The organism is Duganella sp. 3397, from assembly GCF_031456625.1.
In the GTDB taxonomy this organism is placed as follows: domain Bacteria; phylum Pseudomonadota; class Gammaproteobacteria; order Burkholderiales; family Burkholderiaceae_D; genus Rugamonas; species Rugamonas phyllosphaerae.
Genome location: NZ_JAVDVB010000007.1, coordinates 236,082 through 262,684, shown reverse-complemented (window position 1 = coordinate 262,684; position 26,603 = coordinate 236,082). Strand labels below are relative to the sequence as shown.

The 26,603-nt window shown below is 66.2% G+C and carries 16 protein-coding genes; 10 read left to right on the top strand and 6 right to left on the bottom strand.

The window, feature by feature from the left end; all coding sequences use genetic code 11:
• The first annotated feature begins 83 nt into the window (after nucleotides 1-83).
• Genes J2X54_RS22220 through J2X54_RS22180 form a run of 9 tightly spaced genes read left to right on the top strand, consistent with a single transcriptional unit; the run spans nucleotide 84 to nucleotide 11,595 of the window.
• Complete coding sequence (locus J2X54_RS22220; protein WP_310183840.1) at nucleotides 84-878, top strand: ABC transporter permease; 795 nt, start codon at nucleotides 84-86, stop codon at nucleotides 876-878.
• A complete protein-coding gene (locus tag J2X54_RS22215) occupies nucleotides 878-2,224 on the top strand; it encodes an ABC transporter ATP-binding protein (RefSeq protein WP_310183838.1) in 1,347 nt (448 codons plus the stop codon). The genes J2X54_RS22220 and J2X54_RS22215 overlap by 1 nt, the downstream gene beginning before the upstream one ends.
• Nucleotides 2,221-3,447, top strand: coding sequence for an FkbM family methyltransferase (locus J2X54_RS22210; RefSeq protein ID WP_310183834.1), 1,227 nt, complete (start codon nucleotides 2,221-2,223; stop codon nucleotides 3,445-3,447). Before J2X54_RS22215 ends, J2X54_RS22210 begins: the two co-directional genes overlap by 4 nt.
• Nucleotides 3,448-3,450: 3 nt before the next feature.
• Nucleotides 3,451-6,456: a glycosyltransferase gene (locus J2X54_RS22205; protein ID WP_310183831.1), complete on the top strand. Its 3,006-nt coding sequence runs from the start codon at nucleotides 3,451-3,453 to the stop codon at nucleotides 6,454-6,456.
• Nucleotides 6,453-7,469, top strand: a complete 1,017-nt coding sequence (locus tag J2X54_RS22200) for a glycosyltransferase family 2 protein (protein ID WP_310183828.1) — start codon at nucleotides 6,453-6,455, stop codon at nucleotides 7,467-7,469. The genes J2X54_RS22205 and J2X54_RS22200 overlap by 4 nt, the downstream gene beginning before the upstream one ends.
• A complete protein-coding gene (locus tag J2X54_RS22195) occupies nucleotides 7,466-7,891 on the top strand; it encodes a GtrA family protein (protein ID WP_310183826.1) in 426 nt (141 codons plus the stop codon). The genes J2X54_RS22200 and J2X54_RS22195 overlap by 4 nt, the downstream gene beginning before the upstream one ends.
• On the top strand, nucleotides 7,888-8,751 hold the full coding sequence (locus J2X54_RS22190; protein ID WP_310183822.1) for a GNAT family N-acetyltransferase: 864 nt from the start codon (nucleotides 7,888-7,890) through the stop codon (nucleotides 8,749-8,751). Before J2X54_RS22195 ends, J2X54_RS22190 begins: the two co-directional genes overlap by 4 nt.
• On the top strand, nucleotides 8,741-9,511 hold the full coding sequence (locus J2X54_RS22185; RefSeq protein WP_310183820.1) for a PIG-L family deacetylase: 771 nt from the start codon (nucleotides 8,741-8,743) through the stop codon (nucleotides 9,509-9,511). The genes J2X54_RS22190 and J2X54_RS22185 overlap by 11 nt, the downstream gene beginning before the upstream one ends.
• A 20-nt stretch (nucleotides 9,512-9,531) precedes the next feature.
• On the top strand, nucleotides 9,532-11,595 hold the full coding sequence (locus J2X54_RS22180; RefSeq protein ID WP_310183817.1) for a DUF7024 domain-containing protein: 2,064 nt from the start codon (nucleotides 9,532-9,534) through the stop codon (nucleotides 11,593-11,595).
• 20 nt (nucleotides 11,596-11,615) lie between these two features.
• Here J2X54_RS22180 and J2X54_RS22175 read toward each other — a convergent pair whose 3' ends face one another.
• Nucleotides 11,616-13,670, bottom strand: coding sequence for an acyltransferase family protein (locus tag J2X54_RS22175; RefSeq protein ID WP_310183814.1), 2,055 nt, complete (start codon nucleotides 13,668-13,670; stop codon nucleotides 11,616-11,618).
• A 137-nt stretch (nucleotides 13,671-13,807) separates the two neighbouring features.
• Nucleotides 13,808-15,499 carry a DEAD/DEAH box helicase gene (locus tag J2X54_RS22170; protein ID WP_310183812.1) on the bottom strand — a complete coding sequence of 564 codons (1,692 nt, stop codon included), beginning with the start codon at nucleotides 15,497-15,499 and terminating at the stop codon, nucleotides 13,808-13,810.
• 267 nt (nucleotides 15,500-15,766) lie between these two features.
• Here J2X54_RS22170 and J2X54_RS22165 point away from each other — a divergent pair, with 267 nt between their 5' ends.
• On the top strand, nucleotides 15,767-18,904 hold the full coding sequence (locus J2X54_RS22165) for a diguanylate cyclase (RefSeq protein WP_310183810.1): 3,138 nt from the start codon (nucleotides 15,767-15,769) through the stop codon (nucleotides 18,902-18,904).
• On the opposite strand, the gene J2X54_RS22160 is transcribed toward J2X54_RS22165, so the two are convergent.
• The 4 genes from J2X54_RS22160 to J2X54_RS22145 form a co-directional block, all read right to left on the bottom strand.
• Entirely contained in the window at nucleotides 18,901-20,979 is a 2,079-nt protein-coding gene (locus J2X54_RS22160; RefSeq protein WP_310183807.1) for a TonB-dependent siderophore receptor, read from the bottom strand. The genes J2X54_RS22165 and J2X54_RS22160 overlap by 4 nt on opposite strands.
• A gap of 113 nt (nucleotides 20,980-21,092) precedes the next feature.
• On the bottom strand, nucleotides 21,093-23,327 hold the full coding sequence (locus tag J2X54_RS22155) for a TonB-dependent receptor (RefSeq protein WP_310183803.1): 2,235 nt from the start codon (nucleotides 23,325-23,327) through the stop codon (nucleotides 21,093-21,095).
• Between the two features lie 113 nt (nucleotides 23,328-23,440).
• On the bottom strand, nucleotides 23,441-25,738 hold the full coding sequence (locus tag J2X54_RS22150; protein WP_310183800.1) for an EAL domain-containing protein: 2,298 nt from the start codon (nucleotides 25,736-25,738) through the stop codon (nucleotides 23,441-23,443).
• Between the two features lie 201 nt (nucleotides 25,739-25,939).
• Nucleotides 25,940-26,545, bottom strand: coding sequence for a LysE/ArgO family amino acid transporter (locus tag J2X54_RS22145; RefSeq protein WP_310183798.1), 606 nt, complete (start codon nucleotides 26,543-26,545; stop codon nucleotides 25,940-25,942).
• Nucleotides 26,546-26,603 lie beyond the last annotated feature (58 nt).

The window sequence follows — 26,603 nt, the reverse complement described above, 5'->3', positions numbered from 1 at the left end:
TCTTTTGATTATCGTTGCAGGATTCTTATGATCGTCGCCCCTCGCCCACTGTTGTTGCCGCCCTGCGCCGGAGCCATGCGTCCATGAGCGCCATGCTGCGCGTGCTGTGGCAAAGCCGTGGTTTCATCCGCGGCAGCGTCCAGCGCGATTTCCAGGCCCGCTACCGCAACACCATGCTCGGCGCCGCCTGGACCGTGCTCAATCCGCTGGCGATGATCGTGGTCTACACGGTGATTTTCTCGCAAGTGATGCACAGCAAGCTGCCGGGCGACGTCAGCCGCTTCGGCTACAGCATCTACCTGTGCGCCGGCATCCTGTCGTGGGGCCTTTTCGCCGAGATCGTCACGCGCGCGCAAAACATGTTCATCGACAACGCCAACCTGCTCAAGAAATCGAGCTTCCCGCGCATCTGCCTGCCGGCCATCGTGGCCAGCAATGCGCTGCTCAATTTCGCCATCATCTTCGGCCTGTTTACCGTGTTCCTGGTGCTCTCGGGCCAGTTCCCCGGCGCCGTGTTCGCGCTGCTGCTGCCGCTCTTGCTGCTGGAAGTGGCGCTGGCCATCGGCCTGGGCCTCGTGCTGGGCGTGCTCAACGTATTCTTCCGCGACGTCGGCCAGTTCTTCCAGATCTTCATCCAGTTCTGGTTCTGGTTCACCCCCATCGTCTACCCGGCCACGATTTTGCCGCCGGCGCTGCGCGACCTGCTGGTGGTCAACCCGATGGCGGCGGTGACGGGCGGCTTCCAGGACGTGCTGCTGCACGGCCGCGCACCCGACTGGGCCGGCCTGCTGCCGGCGGCCGCGTGCGCGCTGGTGCTGTGCCTGCTGGGCCTGAGCCTGTTCCGCAAGCGCGCCGGCGAAATGGTGGACGAGCTGTGATGGGGTCGATCACCGTCAGCGGCCTGGGCAAGGCCTACAAACAATATCCCACGCGCTGGGCGCGCCTGGGCGAGTGGCTGCTGCCATGGCGCGGCCCGCGCCACCGGTCGCACTGGATCTTGCAGGACATCGGTTTCCATATCGCCGCCGGCGAGGCGGTGGCGCTGATCGGCGTCAACGGCGCCGGCAAGAGCACGCTGTTGAAACTGATCACCGGCACCACCTTGCCCACCGTCGGCAGCGTGACCACGCAGGGCCGGGTGGCAGCCCTGCTGGAACTGGGCCTGGGTTTCCACCCCGACTTTACCGGCCGCCAGAACGTGCTGATGGCCGGCCAGCTGATGGGCCTGGAGGCCGAGCGCATTGCCGCGCTGATGCCGGCGATCGAAGCGTTCGCCGGCATCGGCGACTACATCGACCAGCCGGTGCGCGTGTATTCGAGCGGCATGCAGATGCGCCTGGCCTTCAGCGTGGCCACCTGCGAGCGGCCCGACATCCTGATCGTGGACGAAGCGCTGGCCGTCGGCGACGTCTTCTTCCAGCAGAAATGCTTCGACCGCATCCGTGGCTTCACGGCCGCCGGCACCACCTTGCTGTTCGTCTCGCACAGCATGGGCACGGTGATGGACATCTGCGACCGCGCGCTCTACATCCGCCAGGGCCGGCTGGCCTTCGACGGCGCCCCGCGCACCGCTGCCGACCGTTACCAGGCCGAGCTGCTGGGTCATGCACTTCTCGATACGCCGGCCGATGCGCGGTTCGACCATTCAGCCGGCGCCGCTACCGTGAGCAATCAATCGGCGCTGCCTGCCGACCACCTGCAACGCGTGGCTGGCGCGCCGGTGCTGGCCGGCAGCACCGGCAGCATCGTCACCACCACCGCCGATTGCGTGGGCGCGGCCTTTGTCGATGCGGCCGGCGCGCAGCTGGCTACCATCATTTCCGATCAACAAGTCATGCTGCGTATCGACTACCGCGTCCACCGCGCCCTCGACGATCCGCACATCGGTTTCAAGATCCGCAACCGCCACGGCGTGGTGCTGTTCGAAACCAATTCGTATTGCATGAACCAGTTCCCCGGACCAGTGGCGGCCGGCGAGGTGCTGTCGGCCAGTTTCAGCTTTGCCATGACCCTGGCACCGCAGGAGTACACCCTGACGGTGGGTTTCAGCAATGGCGGCTATGATGAGGGCAGCTTCCACGAAGTGCTCAATTACCTGCACGAGGTCAGCGCCTTCACGGTGCTGCCCAACACCGCAGCGATCCGCTGGGCCGGCATGACCAACCTGGCGCCACGGTTCGACTGCGACCGGCTCTCATGCAATCCAGAAAGCGTATCGTCATGAATTCCTGCCGCATGCCCCTGATTTCGTACGCGCAAAATGCCGAGGATGTGCTGCTGTGGCGCGCGCTGGGCGCGGTGCAGGATGGCTTTTACATCGACGTGGGCGCCAACGACCCGCAGGAAGGCTCGGTCACCAAGCTGTTCTACGACGCCGGCTGGCACGGCATCAACATCGAGCCGATGCCGTCGTACCGCGAAGTCCTGCAGCGCGCACGGCCGCGCGACATCAACCTGGCGCTGGCGTGCGGTGCGGCCGACGGCAGCATCACACTGTTCGACACGCCCGACATCAACGGCTGGGCCTCCACCGACGCCGACACCGCGCATGCGCACCGCGCCGACGGTGTTGCGGTGGTCGAGACCGAAGTGCCGATGCGCACCTTGACCGGCATTTGCGCCGACCACGCACCGGCCACCATCCACTTTCTCAAGATCGATGTCGAAGGCTTCGAAGCCGAAGTGTTGCGCGGCATGGATTTGCGCCGCTGGCGCCCGTGGATCCTGGTGGTCGAGGCAACCCTGCCCAACAGTACCGTCACCAATCACGAGCACTGGGAACACCTGGTCCTGTCCTGCGGCTACCAGTTCGCTTTCTTCGACGGCCTGAACCGGTACTACGTGGCCGATGAACAGGCGCACCTGCTGCCGGTGCTGGCGGTGCCGCCCAATGTTTTCGACAATTACATCAGGCATTCCCTGGCCCAGGCATGGCGCGTCCGCGACGACCTGCAGGGGCAGCTGGAGCAGGCCCTGGCGGTAGCGGCCCGGCCCCTGGAACACGAACAGGTCCGTGTGGCACTGGCCACTGTGCAGGAGCAAGCCGACGCAGCAGAAATCAGCCGGCGCGACACTGCCGCCTGGGCGCAGGAACTCGAAGCCAGTCTCAAGGCCGTCCATGCCAGCACGTCGTGGCGCGTGACGCGGCCGCTGCGGCTGGCAGGCCGCCTGCTCCAGGGTGGCACGCTGCGCACTGCGCTGCGCCAGGCGCCGCGCCGCACCTTGATCGCGCTGGCGCAGGTGCCGCTGGTGCGGCGCGTGGCGTTTGGCATGCTGCGCCGTGTGCCCGGGCTGGAAAAACGCTTCCTGGCCTGGTATGCCCGGGCCCGTGGCAACGGCGCCGGCATCATCCCGTCCGACGTGCCGCCGGCGCTGGCCCACCTGCCGCAGTCGGCCCGCCGCGTGCTGGCCGACCTCGAACGTCCCCGCCACCTTACCGATCGTTGAAGCATGCGACTAGCCATTGATTTACAAGCCTGCCAGCATGGCGCCGCCAATTCCACCGCCACCGTGGCGCTGGTGCGGGCGGTGGTGACCGCAGCGCAGGCGGCCGGCCACACCATGCTGCTGGTGCTGCACCACGCCTGGCCCGACCGGGCCGACACCTTGCGCCGCGAGCTGGCGCTGCCCTGGCAAGCAGTATCGGCAGCGGACGCGCCCGGCCAGGTCCAGCTGCACGTGCTCGACACGCCGCGCGGCGGCAGCGCCTGGCGCCAAGGCGCCGCCGAGCTGCTGCGCACCACCGTGCTGCAGGACTGGCGCGCCGACGTGGTCTGGGCTCCGGGGCTGGCCGCCCCCGCCCATGCTGGCGCGGCGACCGCTGCCGGCGCAGTACCGGTGGCGAACGTGACGCAGATGACGAATGCAGCGGCCGTGCTGGCAGCGCTGGTGGCCGCTGGCACGCGCTCAACCGGGCAAGCCGACCAGCCAGCCAAACCCTTGCTGGCCTTCCTGTCGCCGCTGCCGCCGCAACACTCGGGGATCGCCGACTACAGCGTCGAGCTGCTGGCCCAGCTCGAACAATTCTATGACATCGAACTGATCGTCGATGGCCCGCTCGACCCGGCCCTGGCCGCGCGCTTCGCAGTGCGCGACTGCGCCTGGTTCGACCAGCATGCCGGCCGCTACGCGCGCGTGCTCTACCACTTCGGCAACCACTTCGTGCACCAGCACCTGTTCGCGCTGCTGCGGCGCCATCCCGGCATCGTCGTGCTGCACGATTTCTTCCTCAGCGGCGTGCTCGACCACATGGAGCGCGACGGCCACCCGCACGCCTTCCTCGACGCCCTGTATGCGTCGCACGGCCACACCGGCCTGCTCGCGCACGCACGCCAGGGGCGCAATCCGTCGATCTGGGCCTTCCCCTGCAACAAGGACGTACTGGACCACGCCAGCGGCGTGATCGTCCATTCCGACTTTTCCCGGCGCCTGGCTGCGCACTGGTACGGCGGCGACAGCGCCGCGCAGTGGCAGACTGTGCCGCTGTTGCGCGACCTGCCGGCGCACTACCAGGCCGACCATGCCCGCGGCGCCGCGCGCGCCGCACTGGGCCTGGCCGATGACGACTTCCTGGTGTGCAGCTTCGGCATGATGGGCGTTACCAAGCGCAACGACCTGCTGCTCGACGCCTTCCTGGCCAGCCCGCTGGCGGCCGATCCGCGCTGCCAGCTGGTGTTCGTCGGCGCCCCCGACCCCGAGCAGTACGGCCGCACCATCGCGCAGAAGATTGCCGGCGCCGGCGCCCGCGTCCGCATCACCGGCTTTGTCGACGCCAGCCAGTACGCCACCTGGCTGGCCGCCGCCGATGCTGCCGTGCAGCTGCGCAGCCACACGCGCGGCGAGACCTCGGCCTCGGTGCTCGACTGCCTGTTGTACGGCGTGCCCACGGTGGTCAATGCCCACGGATCCAACACCGACGTGCCGGCGGACGTGCTGCTGCAACTGCCCGACGACTGCGATGTGACTGCCCTGGCCGGCGCGCTGGCGCAGCTGCATGCGCCGGCCACCGGCGCGGCGGTGCGCACCGCGCTGACCACGCGCGCGCGCGCCTACATGGCCGCCCACCATGCGCCGCAGCAGGTGGGGCCGCGCTTCCGCGCCGCCATCGAGACCCTGCATCAACACAGCCCGGCCCGCCACTATGCGGCGCTGGTGGCCTCGGTGCAGGCACTGGGTCCGGCGCCAGCGGGCGCGCTGATGGACACGGCGGCAGCGATCGCCGCCAACCGCCTGCCGCAGGCGCCGCGCCAGTTGTTCGTCGATATCTCGGCGCTGGTGGAAGCCGATCTCAAGACCGGCATCCAGCGCGTGGTGCGCAGCATCCTGCTGCGCCTGATCGAGTCGCCGCCGCCCGGGTTCCGGGTGGAACCGGTGTACTGCGACGGCGGCAACCGGCCGTATCGCTACGCCCGCGCCCACACCCTGCGCATGCTGGGCTGCCCCGCCATGGCGCTGGAGGACGCACCGCTGGAGGTGCGCGCCGGCGACCGCTTCCTCGGCCTCGACCTGTACACCAACGGCACCGCGCAAAACCAGGAACGGCTGCTCGACATGCGCAGGCGCGGCGTGGAAATCTACTTCGTGGTGTACGACCTGCTGCCGCTGCTCAAACCGCAATTTTTCCCGGTTGGCACCGATGCCTATTTCTCCGGCTACCTCGACACCATCGCCGCCGTGGCCGATGGCGTGCTGTGCATTTCGCGCGCCGTGGCCGACGAACTGCACGACTGGCTGGCGGCGCGTCCCGGCCGCGATCGCCGCGATCCCTTGCAGATCGGCTATTTTCACCTGGGCGCCGACCTCGACGCCAGCGCCCCGAGCAAGGGCCTGCCCGCCAATGCGGCGCAGGTGCTGGCCGCCGTCAGCGCCCGCCCCAGCCTGCTGCTGGTCGGCACCCTGGAACCGCGCAAGGGCCAGGCCCAGGCGCTGGCCGCCGTCGAGCAGCTGTGGGACCGGGGCGTCGATGTCAACCTGGTCGTGGTCGGCAAGCAGGGCTGGATGGTCGACGCGCTGGTTCAGCAACTGACCAACCATCCCGAGCGCGATCGGCGCCTGTTCTGGCTGGCCGGCGTTTCCGACGAAATGCTGGACAAGTTGTACCAGTCCTGCTCGGCGCTGGTGGCGCCCTCGATCGGCGAGGGCTTCGGCCTACCGCTGATCGAAGCGGCCCAGCACGGCCTGCCCATCATCGCGCGCGACCTGCCGGTATTCCAGGAGGTGGGCGGCGACCATGCTTATTACTTCAGCGGCACCGATCCCGCCGCGCTGGCCGACGCCCTGCAGCAATGGCTGGCCTTGCACGCGGCCGGCCGCGCGCCGCAGTCCAAACAGATGCCGTGGCTGACCTGGCAAGCCAGTACCGAACAATTGCTGCGTCTGCTAGGCGGCCAGCACTGGCATCGCACGCTTGCGCCCGGCGCGACCGGCGCGCACTTATCCGTTACAGGTACCGCATGAACCAGCTCACGACCCTCCCAGCCGACGCCGACCGCATTGCGGTGGTGATCCCCAGCTACCGCGTTACCCGCCACATCCTCGGCGTGCTGGCCGCGATCGGCCCCGAAGTGGCCCGCATCTACGTGGTGGACGACTGCTGCCCCGACCAGTCCGGCGCGCTGGTGCGCGCCGAGTGCCGCGACCCGCGCGTGGTGGTGGTGCAGCATACCGAAAACCAGGGCGTGGGCGGCGCGGTGATCAGGGGCTACCGCGCCGCGCTGGCCGACGGCATGCGCATCATGGTCAAGATCGATGGCGACGGCCAGATGGACCCGGCGCTGCTGCCGTACTTCGTCGCGCCCATCTTGAGCGGCGACGCCGACTACACCAAGGGCAACCGCTTTTTCGATCTCGAGAAAATCCGCCAGATGCCGGCCATGCGCCTGTTCGGCAACGCCGTGCTGTCGCTGATGACCAAGCTGTCGTCCGGCTACTGGGATCTGTTCGACCCCACCAACGGCTATACCGCGCTGCACGCGGACGCCGCCCGCCACCTGCCATTCGACCGCATCAGCAGCCGGTATTTTTTTGAATCCGACATGCTGTTCCGCCTCAACACCATCCAGGCGGTGGTGGCCGACGTGCCGATGGACGCCAGCTATGGCGACGAGGTGAGCAACCTGAAGATCTCGAAAATCGTCACCGAGTTCATGGCCAAGCACGCGCGCAACCTGGGCAAGCGCCTGTTCTACAATTACTACCTGCGCAATATGTCGCTGGCGTCGCTGCAGTTGCCGCTGGGCGTGGGGCTGCTGCTGTTCGGCAGCGTCCACGGCGCCTGGCACTGGGCCCACGCGGCTGCGCAAGGCGTGGCCACGCCGGCCGGCACGGTGATGGTGTCGGCGCTGCCGGTGCTGATGGGCCTGCAGCTGATCCTGGCGTTCCTGGCCCACGATATCGCGTCGGTGCCGCGCCGGGTGGTGCACAAGAAGTCGGTGGCCCGGGCCGCAGTGGCACATCATGGTGCGCCATGATTAAATTGGCGCACGCCCTGCGCCAGCGCCAGTTCCTGGTATTCGTCGGCGGCGGCCTGCTGTGCGCGGTGCTCGACATCGGCGTCATGCAGGGCCTGCTGCTGGCCGGCATCGGCATCAGCGTGGCGGCGGCCACCAGCGCCGGTTTCGCGGCCGGGCTGGTGCTCAATTATGCGTTCCATGCGCGCGTCACTTTTGGCCGCCTGCACAGCGCTGCGGCCTTCCTGCGCTTCCTGTGCGTGGTGGCGCTGAACTACCTGCTCACCATGGCCTGCGTGGGCGCCGCGCTGGCCATTGCCCGGCTGGGCTTGGGCGCCGACGCCGCCAGCGCAGCGAACGCGGCACTGGCCGGCAAACTGGTGTCGTTGCCGCTGGTGGCGTGCAACGGCTTTTTGCTTAGCAAATACTGGACCTTCCGATGACCACTCTACTGCCAATCCGCACCGACGACAACGCGCTGGCCAGTTATGCGCAACTGCTGTCGGCCTGTTTTCCGGGCACCGACAAATTTACCAGGGACTACCTGGCGTGGCTGTACCGCGACAACCCGGACGGCGTGGCCGTGGGCTTCGACGCCTGGGACGGCGACACTCTGGCGGCGCACTACGTGTGCATTGCCGCGCGCGCCGACGTCAACGGCGCCACCGTGCCGGTGCTGCTCTCGTTGAACACCGCCACCCATCCGGCGCACCAGGGCAAGGGCCTGTTCACCAAGCTGGCGGCGCTGACCTACGAGGCGGGCGCGCGTCACGGCTACCACGGCGTGTACGGCGTGGCCAACGCCAACAGCACGCCCGGTTTCCTGCGCAAGCTGAACTTCCAGCTGGTGCGCCCGCTCGAGGCGCGGATCGGCATCGGCAGCCTGCCGCCAGCCCGACTCGGCGCCGGCCCCCGCTCGTTCGCGCGGCGCTGGGACCAGGCCAGCCTGGCCTGGCGTGCGGCCTGCCCCGGCAAGCCGCTCGGCGCCCGCCGCCACGGCGACCGGTGGCAGTTCCATGCACCGGCCATGCCGCTGGTGCACGCCTACGCCGAGCTGGCCGCCGCCAGCGTGCCGCCGGCGCTGGCGCTGCCCGAGGCCGCCGCATCGGCCCCCGCCACCTTGCGCCTGTTCCTCGGTCTGCGTCCCGACGCCGACGGTGGTTACGGCCGCTACGTGAATATTCCACAGCGGCTGCGCCCCTCCCCGCTCAACCTGATCTGGCTGCCGCTGGCCGGCAGCGCCCAGAGCCGGCTGGCGCCGGAAGCGATCGACTTTTCCTTCCTCGACTTCGATGCCTACTGATACCGATACCGCCCTGTTCCTGTTCCCCCATCCCGACGACGAGTTCGGCGTCTGGCAAACCATGCTCGACTGCATGGCGCGTGGGCTGCGGGTGCGCTGCGCGTATTTCACCACCAGCCCCACGGCGGACCTGTCGGCGCGCCGCGCGGCCGAGTCGCGCCGGGTGCTGGGCGCCATCGGCGTGGCGCAGGACGATATCTTTTTCCCTGGCGCCGAGCTGGGCATTCTCGATGCGCGCCTGCCGCACCACCTGGCGCCGGCGGCAGCCTGGCTGGCGCGCTGGTGTGTTGAAGCCGGCACGCCACGATTGCTGTGCGTGCCGGCATGGGAAGGCGGCCACCACGACCACGACGCGCTGCACGCGCTTGCCCTCGATACGGCGCAGGCGGCCGGCCTGCTGGCCATCGTGCGCCAGTACGCGCTGTACAACAGCGCCGGCCTGCCGAAACCGTTGTTCACGGTGCTGCGGCCCCTGGGCGCCAACGGCGCGGTCGAGCGCAAGCCGATACCGTGGAAAAATCGCCTGCGCTTCTTGCGTTACTGCATGTGCTATCCGTCACAGGCGATCACCTGGATCGGCCTGTTTCCGTTCGTGCTGTGGCATTACCTGCGGCGCGGCGAACAGGCCTTGCAGCCGGTGAACCCGGCCCGCACGCTGGAGCGTCCGCATGCTGGTGACCTGTATTACGAGCAACGCGAATTCTTTACCTGGCCGCAGATGCAGCAACAACTGGCCGCCTGGCGCCAGCACCGGCCCTGACGATCACACCCTTCACTTCCATGACTACTGACAACCGTTACCCATCGCGCCTGGCGCGTTTTGCCCTGCCGGCAGGCGTGCTGCTGATCCTGCTGTTCCTGCTCATCCGCAACCACGGCCTGTACCCGCTGGTCTTCCTCGACGAATGGAGCTATAGCCGCTACTCGCGGCTGGCGCCGCTGGGCGAGGCGATCGTGCCGTCCTACCTGTACCTGTGGTTGTTCCGCGCCACCAACGCGTGCGGCCCGGAGTTCCTCGAATGCGCGCGCCTCGGCAATACCGTGCTGTACCTGCTGGCTGCGCCGTTCCTGTACCGGGTGGCGCTGCCGCTTGCCGGCCGCGCGGCAGCGGTCATGATCACGCTCTCGATACTGCTCGGCGGCACCAGCGTCTACACCGCTTTCTTCATGCCCGAGGCCACGTATTTCCTGTGTTTCTGGGTACTGACCTGGCTGGTGCTGGAAGAAATCGGCGGTACCGGTGTGCGCGGCGCCGTGTGGACCGGGATCACGCTCGGTTTGATGAGCCTGGTAAAAGTGCATGCGCTGTTCTTGCTGCCCGCCATCATGGTGTACGCCATCTGGCGCAACTGGCGCGATGGCCGGACCGGCGTTGGCCTGGTCGCTGCCGTGGTCATGGGCCTGTGCCTGCTGGCGGTGAAATGGGGGCTCGGCTGGCTGCTGGCCGGTCCTTCCGGACTGGACGTGCTGGGCAGCTTCTACGGCAACCAGACGGGCAGCGACAGCTCGCCGCTGCGGCTGCTGCAGCCGGCGCTGTGGAACCTGTACGGCCACGCCATGGCGCTGGTGCTGCTCTGGGCGCTGCCGCTGGTGGCCGTGGCCACTGCCGCCACCAGCCCGGCCGTCCGTGCTGCGGCGGGCAAGCCGGGTCTCAACGCCCTGGTCTACACCGTACTCACGCTGGGCGCCACCATGGCGCTGACGGTGGCGTTCACCGCCTCGATCGCACATGTCGGCCCCAACGAAGTTTCGCGCCTGCACATGCGCTATTACGGTTTCGTGCTGCCGCTGCTGCCGATGCTGGCAGCCTCGCCCCTGCTGGTCGCCGATCTCGGCCAGCGGCTGCGCGCCGTGCTGGCCGTGCTGTTTGCCGTGCTGACCATCTACGCGGCGATGACACTGTTCCGGCACTTCCCGTACATTATCGTCGATTCGCCCGAACTGACCAACCTGCGCAGGTTCAGGGCCGTCTTCAATCTCCTGGTACTGACGCAGTTGGTGCTGGTAGGGCTGTGGGTCTGGCGCCCGGCGGTGGCGCGCCGGGGTTTCATCTGGGTGCTGCTGCCGCTGCTGGCGATCAATTCCGCCGTCACATCCACCAGAATGCTGATGGCTTTGAGCGGCAATTCCTTGCCCGCTGACCGCGCGGGACGTGCCATGTACCAGCAATTCACCCCGCAACAGCGCGACCACCTGGTGCTGGCCGGCCCCAACGATGCCGACCTGTACCGCGCGCAGTTCCAGGTAGACCGCCACGCCAGCAAGGTACTGATCGTGCCGCCAGGCGCGCCGATCACGGCCGGCATGCTGCCGCCAGGCACCGAGGCGTTGATGGTGCTTGGCCAGCAACCGTTGGCGCCGGACCTCGCGCCCCAGGTAGTGACTGCCGATTACACCCTCACCCGCATGCCGCCCAAGCCACTGGCGGACCGGGTGGTCACCACAGTGTACTTCCAGGGCCAGCCGAATGCCGGCCTGGTGACGACCTCCGGCCTGTCGACGCCTGAACTGTGGGGCACCTGGTCCGACAGCAACAAGGTGGTCTTGCGCTTTGCCCAGCCGTTGCCGCGCCACATGCTGTTGACCATCAACGCCAAGGCCTTCGGCCCCAACATCGGTGCGCCTATCGGGCTGACCGTCGGCGCCGCCAAGCACGAGTTGATGTTTATTGCTGGCGTCACCTCGTACAACGTGCGCGTCGATACCGATGGCCGCCAGACCGAACTGGTGTTCGACATACCGCACCCGACCTCGCCCAGCTCCTTAGCCGGAGGCAAGGGCGACCCGCGCCCGCTCGGGCTGGGCCTGGTGGATCTGACGGTGGGCGCCTTCGACCAGCCGTAAAACACAGGTCGCTATTGGCGCTATTGGCGCTGGCGGGCCTGCTGCTGGCGGGCGAACAGTTCGCCCATGTACAGGTCGCCGCGATAGCTGAAATGGTGCTGGTCGCGGTACATCAGCGTGGTGCCGATCATCGCATGGCAGCGCGCGGCGTCGCACAGCGGCGCGGCCGTGTCGAACACCTGCACCTGCGGGAAGTCCTTGAGCACGGCGTCCCACGCCTGCTTGTGCGCGGCGATGTTCTTGTCGAACGTGGCGCGCGGCATGGCGCACTCCACGTTGGTACTGGAACTGGCCACGCCGGGGCGCCGCAGGCAACCGCGCGGATCGAAGTCCAGCATCGGCAGGTCATACACCAGGATCACTTCGCGGCCGGCAGCCAGCAGTTGTTTGACAGTCTCGCGCATGGCCGCCATCACCGACTGGCCATCGGCATTTTCGCCGTGCAGCTTGACGGCGGTGGACACGATCACGGTCTTGATGCCGGGCGTCTCCAGCGCCAGCTTGAGCATCATCGGGGTGGCCTTCTGGTACGGATCGTCGCCGTCGGGCAGACCCAGGAACGGCACGCGGGTACCGAGGAACCACAGGTTTTCTCGCTGCGCGCGGTAGTAGCGGGTCATCCCGGCCACCAGGTGATAGGCGTGGCTGTCGCCGATCAGGAGCACGGTCGGGTCGCGGGCCGGCTGGTCGAGCAGGCAATATTCATACAAAGAGTCGAAACCGTAGCGCTGCTTGCAGGCGGCCGCGTTGGCCTTGTCCTCGACGATCACCAGGTCTTTTTGCTGCAGGGCGTTGACGGCCATGCTGGCGCGCTGCGGCCAGCCCTTGCCCGCGACGATGCCGGCAGCCACCGCCACCAGCGCCAGCATGGCCCCCGACAACACCATTACCTTGATGCGCCCGCCGCTGGCGCCGCGCAGGGGCCGCTCGACCAGGCGGTACGTCAGCCAGGCCAGCAGCACCGCCGCCAGGACGGCGCACACGCGCACCCTGGCCGACGGCAGGCCCGACTCGACAATGCGGGCAAACGACAGCAGCGGCCAGTGCCACAGGTACAGCGGGTAGCTGATCAGCCCGAACCACACGGCCACGCGGTTCGACAGCAGCAGGCGATTGCACAGCGCTTGCGGCCCCGCCGCGATCAGCAGGGTGGCGCCCAGCACCGGCAACAGCGCCCAGCCGCCGGGAAAGTGGCGGTCGGCGCGCAGCAGGGCCAGCGCCGCCACCAGCAGCAGCATCCCGGCCACCGAAGCGACATCGCGCGCCCGCGCGCTGCCCGCATCGAACAGCGTGGTCCGTTCGCCGGCGCCATCGTGACCGGGCTGACGCGCACCGACGAACAGCTTGATACGGTGCACCGACAGGTAGGCCAGCACGGTGCCGAACAGCATTTCCCACACCCGGCTGGCTGGCGAATAGAAGGTCGCGCTGGAAAACTTGTGGACGCCGGCCAGGTTGACCGCGAACGACAGCACCAGCACCACCAGCGCCAGCTTGAGCACGCTCACACCGCGCCGCCACGCACACCACATCAGCACCGGCCAGACAATGTAGAACTGCTCCTCGATGCCGAGCGACCACAGGTGCAGCAGCGGCTTGGTTTCGGCTGCCGTGTCGAAATAGCCCACCTCGCTCCAGAGGAAGAAGTTCGAGACGAAACCGGCGCCGGCCAGCACGTGCTGGCCCAGCATCTTGTATTCATCGGGGAACAGGCCAAACCAGCCGAACAGCATGGAGGCGCCCAGCACCAGGAGTAGCGCGGGGAAAATCCGGCGCACCCGGCGCGCATAGAAATCGCTGAAGCGGAAGCTGCCCTGCTCGATGCCGGCGATCAGGATGCTGCCGATCAGGAAGCCGGAAATCACGAAGAAAATATCGACGCCGGCAAAGCCGCCCGGCAGGCGCGCCGGAAACGCGTGGTACAGCACCACCGCCAGCACGGCCAGCGCACGCAAGCCGTCGATGTCGGCGCGGTAGGCCGGGTGCGCTGCGGCAAGCGGGGATGACAAGGTGGCGGAGTTTGACGCGTTGGCCGCAGGCGCGGCATCGGGCGGAGAAAACGGACGTGGTGTCATGGCGCGAACCGCTGGCTATTGTCCAGCGATCAAGCATAAAAAAAAGCCATTGTAGTCGAAACCACAATGGCAATATAGTCGTGCCCGAGGCTGGTACGCTGAGACAGCCGCGAACCGGCCCCAGCTACCAAACAGGTTTACTGCTTCGGCACGCCGCCGAGCAGGACCGCCAGCTTTTGCTTGGGCTTGGTCGCGGCATTGCCGGCCGGGGCGCTGGCCGCAGGCAGCGTGCTGCGCGCCGGTTCGTACGGCTTGAGGAACCAGGGATCGACCTTGTCGCGGCGCGGGGCCATGCCCATGCTGCGCGGGGCGCGCTCGCCGGGACGGCCGGCCGGGCTGCGGCTGCTGTCTTCCGGACGGCGCGGATGGCGGTCGCCACGCTCGCTGCGGTCACTGCGCTCGCCACGGTTGCCGCGATCTTCACCGGCTGGCGCAGCACCGTAGGCAGGGGTCGGGTTGAAGCCTTGCAGCTCGCCGCGCGTAATGGTTTGCTTGATCAGTTTTTCGATGTCGGCCAGCAGGCGCTCGTCCTTGTCGGAGAAGATCGAGATGGCGTCGCCCGAAGCGCCGGCGCGGCCGGTGCGGCCGATGCGGTGGACGTAGTCTTCGGCGTTGTACGGCAGGTCGTAGTTGATCACGCACGGCAGGTCGGTGATGTCGAGACCACGGGCGGCCACGTCGGTGGCGACCAGGATGTCGGTCTCGCCCTTTTTAAACGCTTCGAGTGCGGCCATGCGCTCCTGCTGGGTCTTGTCGCCGTGGATGGCGACCGCCTTCATGCCTTCGCGCTCGAGTTCGCGCGCCAGGCGCGAGCAGCCGATCTTGGTGTTGGAGAAGATGATCACCTGTTTCAGCTCGCGCTGGCGCAGAATGTGCGCGGTAACCGCGTGCTTCTGGTTCTCCGCGACCTTGTAGACGACCTGGGTCACCTTGTCGGCGGTCTGGTTGCTGCGCGCCACTTCGATGGTGATCGGGTTGCTGAGGAAGGTGTTGGCCAGCTTTTTGATTTCCGGCGAGAACGTGGCCGAGAACATCAGGTTCTGGCGCTGCTTGGGCAGCAAGTTGATGATGCGCTGCAAGTCTGGCAGGAAACCCATGTCCAGCATGCGGTCGGCTTCGTCCATCACCAGCATTTGCACTTGCGACAGGCTGATATTCTTTTGCTCGATATGGTCGAGCAGGCGGCCCGGGGTGGCGATGACGATTTCCACACCAGCCTTGAGCAGCGCCGTTTGCGGCTTCATGTCCATGCCGCCGAACACCACGGTGGAGCGCAGCGGCGTGTGCTTGGCGTAGGCCTTGACGTTCTCGGCCACCTGCACCGCCAGTTCGCGGGTAGGCGTGAGGATCAGCGCGCGCACCGGGTGGCGTGCGGGCGAGGTGCTATGGCTGGCATTGGCCAGCAACATCTGGATGATGGGCAGCGAGAAACTGGCGGTCTTGCCGGTACCGGTCTGGGCCGCGCCCATGACGTCGCGTCCTTGCAGCAGCACGGGGATGGCCTCGGCCTGGATGGGCGTGGGATGTTCGTAACCGGCCTCGTCGAGCGCGCGCTGGATCAGCGGCGACAGGCCGAAGTCGGCAAAGCGTACGCCGGCGACCGGCACGACCGGTGCTACCGGCGCGGCTGGTGCAGCCACTGCAGCAACGATCTCGGGCGCGGGCGCTAGCGGTGCTGGTGCAGCAGGTGCTGGTGCGGCAGGTGCTGCCGGTGCGACTGGCGCCGCTGGTGGTACGGATGCTTCGAGCGCGGGTGCAGCAGGTGCAGCAGGTGCATTGGATGCGGACTGGGCGTCAGCGGACGGGGTAGTGATCTCGGATTCGGACATAGTGTGTGGGCCGGCCCCTGGGGGACAACCAGCTTTCTTCAATAAACAACAGAATCCGCACCGGGGAAAAGGGACGGGTGCGGTGGCGGCGCTCTATACACGGCAGGCAGCACCGTAAACTATACCCTAAAAAGCGACAAGTGCGCGAAAACACTGACTATTATCCCGAAACCATTGCAAAGTGGAAGGTATAATGGCAAGCAAGCTATAAAATTGATAACACTTGACCCTGCCGGACGGAGCTGACCGGCTCCTTGAAAAACCCACATGTCCGCACTTCCCCCGTCTTCCGTATCCGCCTTGCGCCCGCTGTGCTCATCGCTGTATATGTTATTACTGCTGTCGCTATTGTCCATGCTGGTCATGGCGGCCGGCTGGCCGTTATCGGCCGGCGCCGCCACGCCGTCGCTGCGCTTTAAAAAACTGGGGCCGCTGGGCGGCGACGAGCCGTCGATGCTGGCGCTGATGCAGGACCGCAAGGGCTACGTATGGGTGGGGACCCATGCCAACGGCCTGTACCGCTACAACGGTTACCAGGCGGTGCGCTATGCCCATGAGTCCGCCGCCCCGAACAGCCTGCCGCACGATCGGGTCTCGGCCATTTACGAAGACCCGCAGGGCCGCATCTGGGCCGGTACCCAGAACGGCCTGGCGCGCTTCAACCCGGACACCAACGACTTCAGCACGATGGCGCCGGCCAGCGGCCCCAACAATCACCGCATCGTCAAGCGCATCATCGCCGACGGCCGGGGCGGCATGTGGATCGCCACCTGGGGCGGCTTGCAGCACTTCGATCCCGAGACCAGCAAGTTTACCGTGTACGCCCACGACGCCAAGGATCCCGGCAGCCTGGCCAGCAACGACCTCAACGCACTGGCGCTCGATAGCCAGGGCGGCGTCTGGGCTGCCACCTGGCCCGGCGGCCTCGACTACCTGGCGCCGGGCGCCACCACCTTCCGCCACCACCAGGTCGATCCCTCGGCGCGCGCCGATACACGGGGCAACATTGTGCGGGCACTGCAATTCGACCGCAACGGCGCGCTGTGGATTGGCACCGAGGCCGGCGTGGTGCGCTGGGATGGCAAACGCGACTGGAGCACCCGCACCGCCGTTCCCTCGCCCGCCAGCCGCATCACCGACTTCAACCTCGACAACAAGGGCGTGCTGTGGGCCACCACCCTGTCGGCCGGGCTGCTGCGCTGGAATGGCGCCAGCGGCGTTTTCGACCAGTTCGCCCATGCCGCCGACGATCCGTACAGCCTGCCCGGCAACAACCTGCGCGCCGTCATGCAGGACCGCGGCGGCATGTTGTGGATCGCCTCGTTTACCGATGGCATCGCGCTGGCCAACCTCAGCAGCGAGGGTTTTACGCGCCACGTGCCGTTCCGCATCGACCACCGCGCAGCGCCTGCCAGCAACGCGCTGTTGAGCCTGGCGCGCGCGCGGGACGGGCAGATCTGGCTCGGCGGCAATGTGGGGATGAGCTTGTTCGATCCCGGCAGCAACACGGTGATCAAGACCTGGCAGGCCGACGGCAAGGCGCCAAGCAAACTGAGCCGCTCCATCGTCTACAGCATGTACCAGCAGGACGATGGCCAGGGGCCGCTGTGGCTGGGCACGTCGAACGGCCTGCATCGGCTCGACCATGTGGGCGGCGCGTTCCGGGCCATCCGCTTCGGCAACACTGCCAGCGACTACATCAACTTCATCGCTCCCGGGGCGGGCGGTGCGCTGTGGCTGGCCACCGGCAACAGCCTGATCCGCTACGAGCCGGCCACCGAGGCCCGCAAGATCTACTACAACGACCCGCACGACAGCAACAGCCGCAGCGTCAACGGCGCTTCCACCGTGCTGGAGGACAGCAGCGGCCGGGTGTGGGTGGGATCGGAATGGAATGGCGGCGGCCTGGACTGGCTCGATCCCGCCACCGGCACCTTTCGCCACTTCCGCCACGACCGTGCCGACCCCGCCAGCATCAGCGACGACAACATCGTCAGCCTGCACCAGGACGCCAGGGGCCGGATCTGGATCGGCACCAGCAAGGGCTTGAACCTGGCCGTGTTCGAGACAGGCGGCAAGGTGCGCTTCACGTCGTACGCGGCAGCCATGCGGGCGCAGAAAATCCTTGCCATCGAACACGACCTGGACGGCAATATCTGGTGCAGCACGCTGGCCGGCCTGTTCCGCCTCGATCCCGAGACGGGCAAGGTCAGCCGGTTTACCGCCGCCGACGGCCTGACCGAGGGCTACACCGTCAACTCGTCCGCGCGCGGCGCCGATGGCGTGCTGTATTTTGGCGGGGTGCACGGCATGACGGCGGTGACGCCAGCGAAGGTGCGCGCCAGCTCGGTGCCGCCGCAGGTGGCGATCACCGACATCACGGTGTTCAACCATTCGCTGCAAAGCGGCACACCGCGCGCCAACGTCAAGGCCGAGGGGCCGGTCACCGCGCCCACCGCGCTCACTCTGGCCTCGGAGGCGTCGGTGTTTTCGATCGAGTTCGCCGCGCTCCACTACACCGACCCCGGCCAGAACCGCTACGCCTACCAGTTGCAGGGTTTTGATCGCGAATGGGTGCATACCGACGCCGCGCACCGCAGCGCCAGTTACACCAACCTCAACCCTGGTAACTATGTGTTCCGGGTAAAAGCCGCCAATCACCTGGGCGTGTGGAACGCGGAGCCGGCCACCTTGCGCATCACCATCACGCCGCCGTTCTGGCAACGCTGGTGGTTCCGCATGCTGGGCGTGGCGCTGGTGGTGTTCACGCTGACGCTGCTATACCAGCAGCGCATTGCCCGCCTGACGCGTCACCAGTTGCAGCTTGAAAAAGTGGTGGCCGCACGCACGGCCGAGCTGGAAGAGTCGAACCGCAAGCTCGCCGAACTGAGCACCACCGACGGCCTGACCGGCGTGGTCAACCGGCGCGGCTTCGACCTGGCGCTGGCGGCAGAATGGCGCCGCGCCGCGCGCGCCAGGCAGCCGCTGGCGCTGTCGATGATCGACGTCGATTTCTTTAAAAAATATAACGACCATTACGGCCACCAGGCCGGCGACACCACCTTGCGCGTCGTGGCCGACCTGATCACCGCCCACGGCCACCGGCCCACCGACCTGGTGGCCCGTTATGGCGGCGAGGAATTCGCCCTGCTGGCCGCCAATACCGGTGCGGCCGACGCCGTCGAAACCGCGCAGTTGATGTGCGCCGAGCTGGTGCAGCGATGCCTGCCGCACCAGCGCTCGCCGTTCGGCATGCTGACCATCAGCATCGGCGTGGCGGCGCTGGTGCCCGGCGACGATAACTCGCCGGCCATGCTGGTGGCGATGGCGGACCGGGCGTTGTACCAGGCCAAGGAGCGCGGACGCAACATGGCGCTGCTTGCGCCGACCGTCGGTACGACTTAAAGCTCGACCTTGATCCTGGCGGCGACGCTGCGTTCGGCGCCGGGCGTGACGTACAGGCCGGCCCACGAGGACGTGTAGTATGTGCGGTTGAACAGGTTGAGCACGTCGACCGACAGCTTGACCTGCGGCGTCACCTGCCAGTAGCCCAGCAGGCGCGCGGTGGTGTACGACGGCAAACTATAGGTATCGGCAGTGTTGCCCGAGCGTGCGCCCACGTGGTTAATGCCGGCGCCCACGCCGTAGCGGCTGCCACCGGGCAGCCTGTCTTCGCGGATCGCCAGCAGGCCGGCGCTCCATTTCGGCACGTTCATCAACCGCGTGCCGGCCGCCAGGGTGCGGTCGTGCGTCACGCGCGCGTCGTCGTAGGCGGCGTTGCCGCTCACGCGCCAGTGGCGGCCGATCTGGCCCGTCACGTCCGCCTCCACGCCGCTGCTTTTCACTTCACCCGCCGCTACCGAGAAGCCCGGCACGTCGCTGGCGGTGAGCACATTGGTCTTGGTGATGTCGTACACGGCCACGGTGGCGCCCAGGCGCTGGTCGGCGCTTTGCAGCTTCCAGCCCGCTTCGTACGACGTGGACTTTTGCGGATCGAAGGCGTTGCCATTGACATCAATGCCGGTATTGCCCCGGAACGATTTGCCGGCCGACACGTACAGCGAACTCCAGCTGTTAGGCAAGTACGTCACACCGGCACGCGGCGACACCGCGCTCTGCTTGCGGTTGAGCTGGTTGCCGGCCACGCGGTTGACCAGGTCCTGGCTGTACTCGTCCCAGCGCAGGCCGGCCAGCAGCTTCCACTGGTCCGACAGGCTGACCTGGTCTTGCGCGAACACGGCTTTCACGCGCTGGCGTTCGTCCGAGCTCGACGTGCGCGAGATCAGCGGGCCTGCCGGCCGGCCGTACACGGGCGCATAGATGTCGAGCGGCGTGTTGGCCGAGCGCAGGATTTCGGTATTCATCCACAGGCGCGAGGCTTCGGCGCCGACCAGCAGCGTATGTTCCAGCGCGCCGGTGGCGAACTTGCCTTCGATCTCGCCGTTGACCGAGGTATCGCGCGACGGCAGCGTGCGCCAGGTGGCTTGGCGATTGAGGGTGCGGTTGTCGGCCGCCAGCGACGTCGCCTCCGTGTACTCGCCCTCGAAAGTGCTTTCCTTGTAGCTCGCGCCCAGGCGTGCGCGCCAGCCGTCGGCCAGCACCCGGTCCAGCGTCAGTTGCTGGGTCTTGCTCGACAGGTGCATGTTTTTGTCGGTCGGCTCGTTGAGGATGCGGTCGCGCGGCAGCGTACCGAGCTGGCCGCGCACATTGATCACGCCGCGGTCAAGCGGCGTGTCGGACTTGAGGATTTCCGCTTCGTAGTTGAGCGTGGTGCGCGGGTCGATCTTCCAGGTCAGCGCGGGCGCCACCAGCATGCGCTTGTTGTGCAGTAGCGACGAGCGCGGATCGCCCTCTTCCGTCATCAGGTTCAGGCGGTAGGCCACGGTCGAGCTCAACGGGCCGGTGGTGTCCACCGTGGCGCGGCGCAGGCCGCGATCGTTGAAGCCCACCTCGGCCACGTGGCGCGCGGTGAACTTCGGCTTCTTGGTGACGATATTGATGGTGCCGCCGGGCTCGCTGCTGCCGTAAATTGCCCCGGCCGGCCCCTTGAGAAACTCGAAGCGCTCGACCGTGGCGGTGTCGCGCGGCGGGTTGTAGCCACGCGAGCCGGGAAAGCCGTTGACCAGGAAACCCATGTCGGTGCTGGAAAAGCCACGGATGCCGAAGTTGTCCCAGGTGCCGCCAAAGTCGTTCAGGCGCGAAATACCACTGACGAAATCGACGGTGTCGGCCAGGCGCATGGCGCCCAGGTCTTCGAGCTGCTCGCTGTTGACCACGCGCACCGATTGCGGCACTTCGCGGATCGGCGTATCGGTGCGGGTGGCGCCGCTGCTATGACTGGCATTGAAGGCGGCGCTGCGCTCGGCCACCACGTTCACTTGCTGCAAGGTGGCGTCACCTTCCGCAGCGTCTTGCGCCTGGACTAACGTGGTCGTGGACAGCAGGCCCAGGGCCAGCCAGGGCTTGAGAGGACGTAACATGGTGCTCCGTGGTGTTTTTGAAAGTTGCAGCACTATAATCGAGAATGATTATCATTTGCAATCCTTGAACACGGATAACCGCTTGTTACATCCCGCCAGCCAGTGTCACACCCTTACAGCTTGCCGCTCAGGGTCAGGAACACCTGGCGCGGGGCGCCGGTGAGCAGGGTTTGCGCGGTGCCGTTCGGATCGCGGGCCTGGAAGCCGTTGGTGCCGACGGTGCTGATGTACTGCTTGTCGAACAGGTTGCTCACGTTCACTTGCAGCGAGAGGTCTTTCATGAAGCCCAGCGACTTGAGCTTGTAGCCGGCCGTCAGGCTGCCGATCCAGAACGCGTCCACGCTGGCGTCGTTGGTGTAGGTGTAGTAGCGCTTGCCCGTGTACTTGCCGCCCAGGCGCGCGAACCAGGCGCCGCTGTCGTACGATGCTTCGGTGCTGAACAGGGTTTTCGGCGCGCCGGCCACCTGCTTGCCGTTCACCTGCACCAGCGTCGTGCCGTCCATGTAATCGGACTTGTATTTCGAGTCGTTATACGTGGCCGAGTTGAACCAGCTCAGTTGACGGTTGATTTTCCACACCGCGATCGCTTCCACGCCACGGGTATCGACCTTGCCGACGTTGACGAAGGTGGACGGGCAACCGACGATGCCGGCGCAGGTGGCCACACTCAACTGGCGGTCGTCGAAGCGGGCGCCGTACACGGCCAGCGAACCTTGCACCGCATCGCGCTTGAAGCGGTAGCCGAGGTCGATATTGGTCGAGGTTTCCGGTTTCAGGTTGCCCACGCCGGCGTCGTACGCAGCCTGGGTTTGCGAGAACGGGCCACCGACGCCAGGCTGGTGCGCGCGCATGTTCTTGGCGGCCGAGGCGAAAATCTCGTCGTCGGCGGAGAGCGCATAGTTGGCGCCGACTTGCGGCAGGAAACTCTTCTCGGCGTTCAACTGGCCGGCGGCGCGGTTGCCGATGATGTTGCGGGCGGAAATGTCCACGCTCATGCTCTTGAAGCCGGCGTTCACTTTCAGCTTGCCGTCCATCAGGGCCAGGCTGTCTTGCAGGTAGAACTGCGAGGTGGTGGTGATGAAGTTCTGTTTCCAGTCGATCTGGAACGGGTTCGACAGGAAGTACATGGTGTCGGCCGGGCCGGTGGCCGCGTAGTAGGCGCGGGTACCGGTGTGGTCCGAGCGCTCGCCCCAGGCGCCGAAGGTGACGGTGTGGTCGCCCGCCTCCCAGGTTGCATCGGCCATGATGCCGTTGCGGTTGATGCGGTACTCGGTGGTGCGGATCGACAGCGGGTTGGCGGCGTTGGTGGGCACGTACGGCGTGTACCAGTGGCCTTCGCCCTTGTTGTCGTGGTGGTAGCCGGTGGTCTTGAGGTTGAAGGTCGGGGTCAGGTTCAGGTCCAGGATCAGGCCGCTCAGATTGTCCTTGCGCAGGCCGCCGGCCGAATAGTAGGCGTCGTCGAGGCTGGTGACGTTGCCGCTGAACTGGCCATGGGCGGCGTTGATGGCGCGCTGCCAGTCGGGTTGGTAGTTGTCCCAGTCGTAGCCGAGGCGGCCCAGCATTTCCTTCGACATGTCCTGGTAATCGACTTCCTTGCGGTCCGAATGGTTGAAGAAGCCGGTCAGGCTGTTGCTCTCGCCGAAGTTGAAGACGAAGCGGGCATTGACCTGGTCCTGGTCCTGGCCGCCTTCGCCCTTGGTCTTGTCGGTGCGCTGGCGGGTGCCGCTCAGCGAGGCTTTCATGGCGCCGCCGATCAGGCCGGAATCGACGCGGACAAAGGTGCGCGAGGTCGAATCGCTGCCGCCGGTTTGCGACAGCGTCAGGCCGCGTTCGTCGGTAGGCGCCAGCGTGAAGAACTGCACCGTGCCGCCCAGGTTGCTGGTGGAGGCAGTGGCCAGCGAACCGGCGCCCTGCGACACCTGCACCCGGCCGATGTTTTCCGACGACACGGCGCGGCTGATGTGCAGGCCGTTGTTGTTGGCGTAGCTCATGTCGCCGAGCGGGATGCCGTCGAGCGTGAAGCCCAGCTGGCTCTGGCTGAAGCCGCGCAGGCTGAACGACGTCGACCACTCGTAGGCGCCGAACGGATCGGCCGACTGGAAGTTTACGCCGGGCAGCTTATCGAGCACCTTGAGCGGGCTGGTGCCGGGCAGCGCTTCGGCCAGGTCGTCCTTGTTGATGTTCTGCACCTGGCGCGACTGGCCGCGCCCCGTGATTTCCACGGTCTGCACCGGGCCGGCCATGGCGGCCACGGTGGCGCTGTCGGCCACTTCTTCGGCGTGGGCGGCGATGGCCAGGGCTTGCAGCACGAGCAGGCACAAAGGTTTCAGGGGGAAGCGCTGGGACATGGCTGTTCTCTTTCTTGCTGGGTGAGTTGGTATCAATCAGCAAGATTGTAAGAACAGCATGTGACGTTGCGATGACGTGACGATGACAGTTGAGTGACACTGCAACACTTTAGCTAGACTGCGGCACTGCTCCTGTCCACGGCAAAGTCGAGCAGCGCGTCGGGCGCAATCGGCCGCGAAATATGGTAACCCTGCAAGTAGTGGCAGCCCATGCACTCGAGAATGGCGGCCTGGCCGGCCGTCTCGACACCCTCGGCCACCAGCTTCAGGCCCAGCGACTGGCCCATGGCGATAATCGCGTGCACCAGGCTGTTGCTGCGGTCGCTGTGCTCGATGTCCATCACGAAGGCGCGGTCGATCTTGAGGGTATTGAGGTTGAACTGCGTCAGGTAGCTCAGCGACGAATAGCCGGTGCCGAAGTCGTCGAGCGACACGCCCACGCCGAGCGCGCGCAAGCGGTCGATCACGCTGTGGACATGGCCGCCATCGTCGATCAGCACGCGCTCGGTCAATTCCAGTTCGAGCTGGCGCGGTGGCAGGTTGTGGCGCGCCAGCGTCTGCTGCACCAGCGCCACGAAGAACGGATCAGCCAGTTGCCACGCCGAGACATTGATACTGACGGTGACCGCGCCCAGCGGGCCGTCGCGCCAGGCCGCCAGCTGGCGGCAGGCCTGCTCCAGCACCCAGGCGCCGATCGCCACCACCATGCCGCTGTCCTCCGCCACGGGAATGAACCGGTCGGGCGGCACATTGCCTAGTTGCGCGTGATGCCAGCGGATCAGCGCCTCCGCCTTGGTCAGCGCGCCGGTGCGGGCATCGACGATGGCCTGGTACACCAGGCGGAACTCGTTGTTTTCGATGGCGCCACGCAGGGCGCCGTCGATCACCAGCGCGTTCTTGGCGGCAGCGTTCATCGAATCGTGGAAAAAGCGCAGCTCACCGCGCCCGGCCTTCTTGGCCTCGTACATGGCGATGTCGGCATTGCGTACCAGGGTGTCGCTGTCGCTGCCCAGCATGGGATAGCAGGCCACGCCGATGCTGGCCGACACCCCGATGGCGTGGTGCAACAGCTGGAAGCGCGACGACAGGGCGGCGAGAATATGCTCGGCGCAACGGCGCGCGGCCTGCTCGGCTGCGCCCGGCGCCAGGTCCGGCAGCACGATGATGAACTCGTCGCCGCCGAAACGCGCCAGCAGGTCGCCCGGCCCCAGCACGGCAAACAGGCGCTGCGCGGTCTGGCGCAGCAGTTCGTCACCGGTGGCATGGCCGAAGGAATCGTTGACGCGCTTGAACTTGTCCAGATCGAGGAACAACACCACGCATTCGCGGCCCGTTTCGCGGCAACGCGCCACTTCCTTTGCCAGCGCTTCGGACAGCGCGTGGCGGTTGTAAAAGCCGGTGACGGGGTCGATGCGGGCCGCCTGCTTGAGCAGGTCGTCCTTGCGCTGGCGCTCGCTGATATCGAGCAACTGCACCAGGCAGTACAGCTGGCCACGCTCGATATAGGGCGAGCCGGCCATTTCCAGCGGCAGGCGCGCGCCCGTATGCAGGGTGACCACGGCGGTGTCGGTCATCGGGTATTGCACCCCGGGTGCCTCGAAGCGCTTGAAATAATCGTCCACCATCGCAGGAGTGATCCTGGGCAGGATGTCGCTCAGGTGCTTGCCGACCAGGTCGGCCGCTTTCTCGAAACCCAGCAAGCGTGCGCCGCGCTCGTTGGCCACGTGGATGATGCCGCGACGGTCGCGGATCAAAAAGCCGTGGCTGAGGCTGTCGATGGTGCGCGCGTAGCGCTGCTGCATTTCATCCTGCACCGCGTAAATCAGGCCCAGCATGGAAACGGCTTTGAGGATGGACGTGCCGGCAAACCACAGCAGATACCATTCCGGCGGCATGGTGGCGGCGGACACCAGGTTGAACACGCCGCGCGCCACCAGGGTGCAGCCAAGCAGGCGATAACGGCGCTGGGCGCGGTACAGGCGCACACCCATCCAGATCATCACCAGGCCCAGCGCGGCGGCGCTGCCGGGCGGCACCCAGTGCGAATGCCATTGCCACAGCGCATAAAATCCCGCCGTGGCGACAGCGATCGCGACAATAATCGGACGCCAATGGCGGCGCCGCAAATCGCCGAGAAAATATTGCGTACCGCCATAATAACCGGCCATACCGATCACCAGCATCAGCGCACAAATAAATAATCGCCAGGATGGCGATAACACCGCTGCTCCTGCAAACCATGTCAATCCACCTGCCATGACGGCAGCCTGGCCAATACCCCACAGCAGGGCGTGCTTTTCCTTGCGGTGCATCAGCCATAAAAATACCAGCAATACCACCAGGAGAGCGTCCACCGCAAAGGAGGACGTCATCATCGACAAGTTGTCATACTGTTCCGGCTGAATGCTCATGACCTGGCGCCGTTGGCGTGCTGATAATTACTTGATTGCAGCTATTGTATGCCAGTAACACCCGAGATTTGCTAACACGGTGAAATTTTGCGCGCCTGCAACACCGCCATCATGCCAGCAATGAGCATGATACCGCCAATTTTCAGCTTTTTTTCCACGATGGCATGCGCCCTGGCGGCCGATCGGCGCATCGAAGCGACCTCACCAGAACAGCGACAGCGCCAGCAGCCACATCACCACCGCAATCGCCCCGTCGAGCACTCGCCACGCCGTCGGACGTGTAAAAACGGGGATTAAATATCGCGCGCCCAGGCCCAGGCTTAAAAACCAGATAATTGATGCCAGCATGGCGCCAGCGGCGAAATACCATGGACCAGCACCGGGTTGCTGGCCCCCGATAGAGCCCAGCAACACCACGGTGTCGAGATAAACATGGGGATTTAACAGGCTGAATGCGAGCATGGCGGCAATCACCTGGCGTCGGCTGACAGCAGAGGGTTGTTGAGTGACGTCGAAACTCGATGATTTAAAGGCGGAACGCGCAGCACGTACGCCATAGCAGAATAAAAAAGCGGCGCCGGCGATTTTTATCCAGAATAAAAGGCCGGGCGCATTATTAATAATTTCACCCATCCCGGCCACGCCGGCGCCGATCAGCAGCACGTCGCAGGCGATGCAAATGGCAATACAGGTATACACATATTCCTGCTTCAACGCCTGGCGCAACAGGTAGGCGTTTTGCGAGCCGATCGCAATGATCAGGCCGCCGCCGAGGCCCATTCCCTTCAGTAATGCACCCAGTTCCATGGTGGTCTCCTGCAAAAAATACCACAGCTTAGCGGCGCCCCAATCATCAGTATAATTA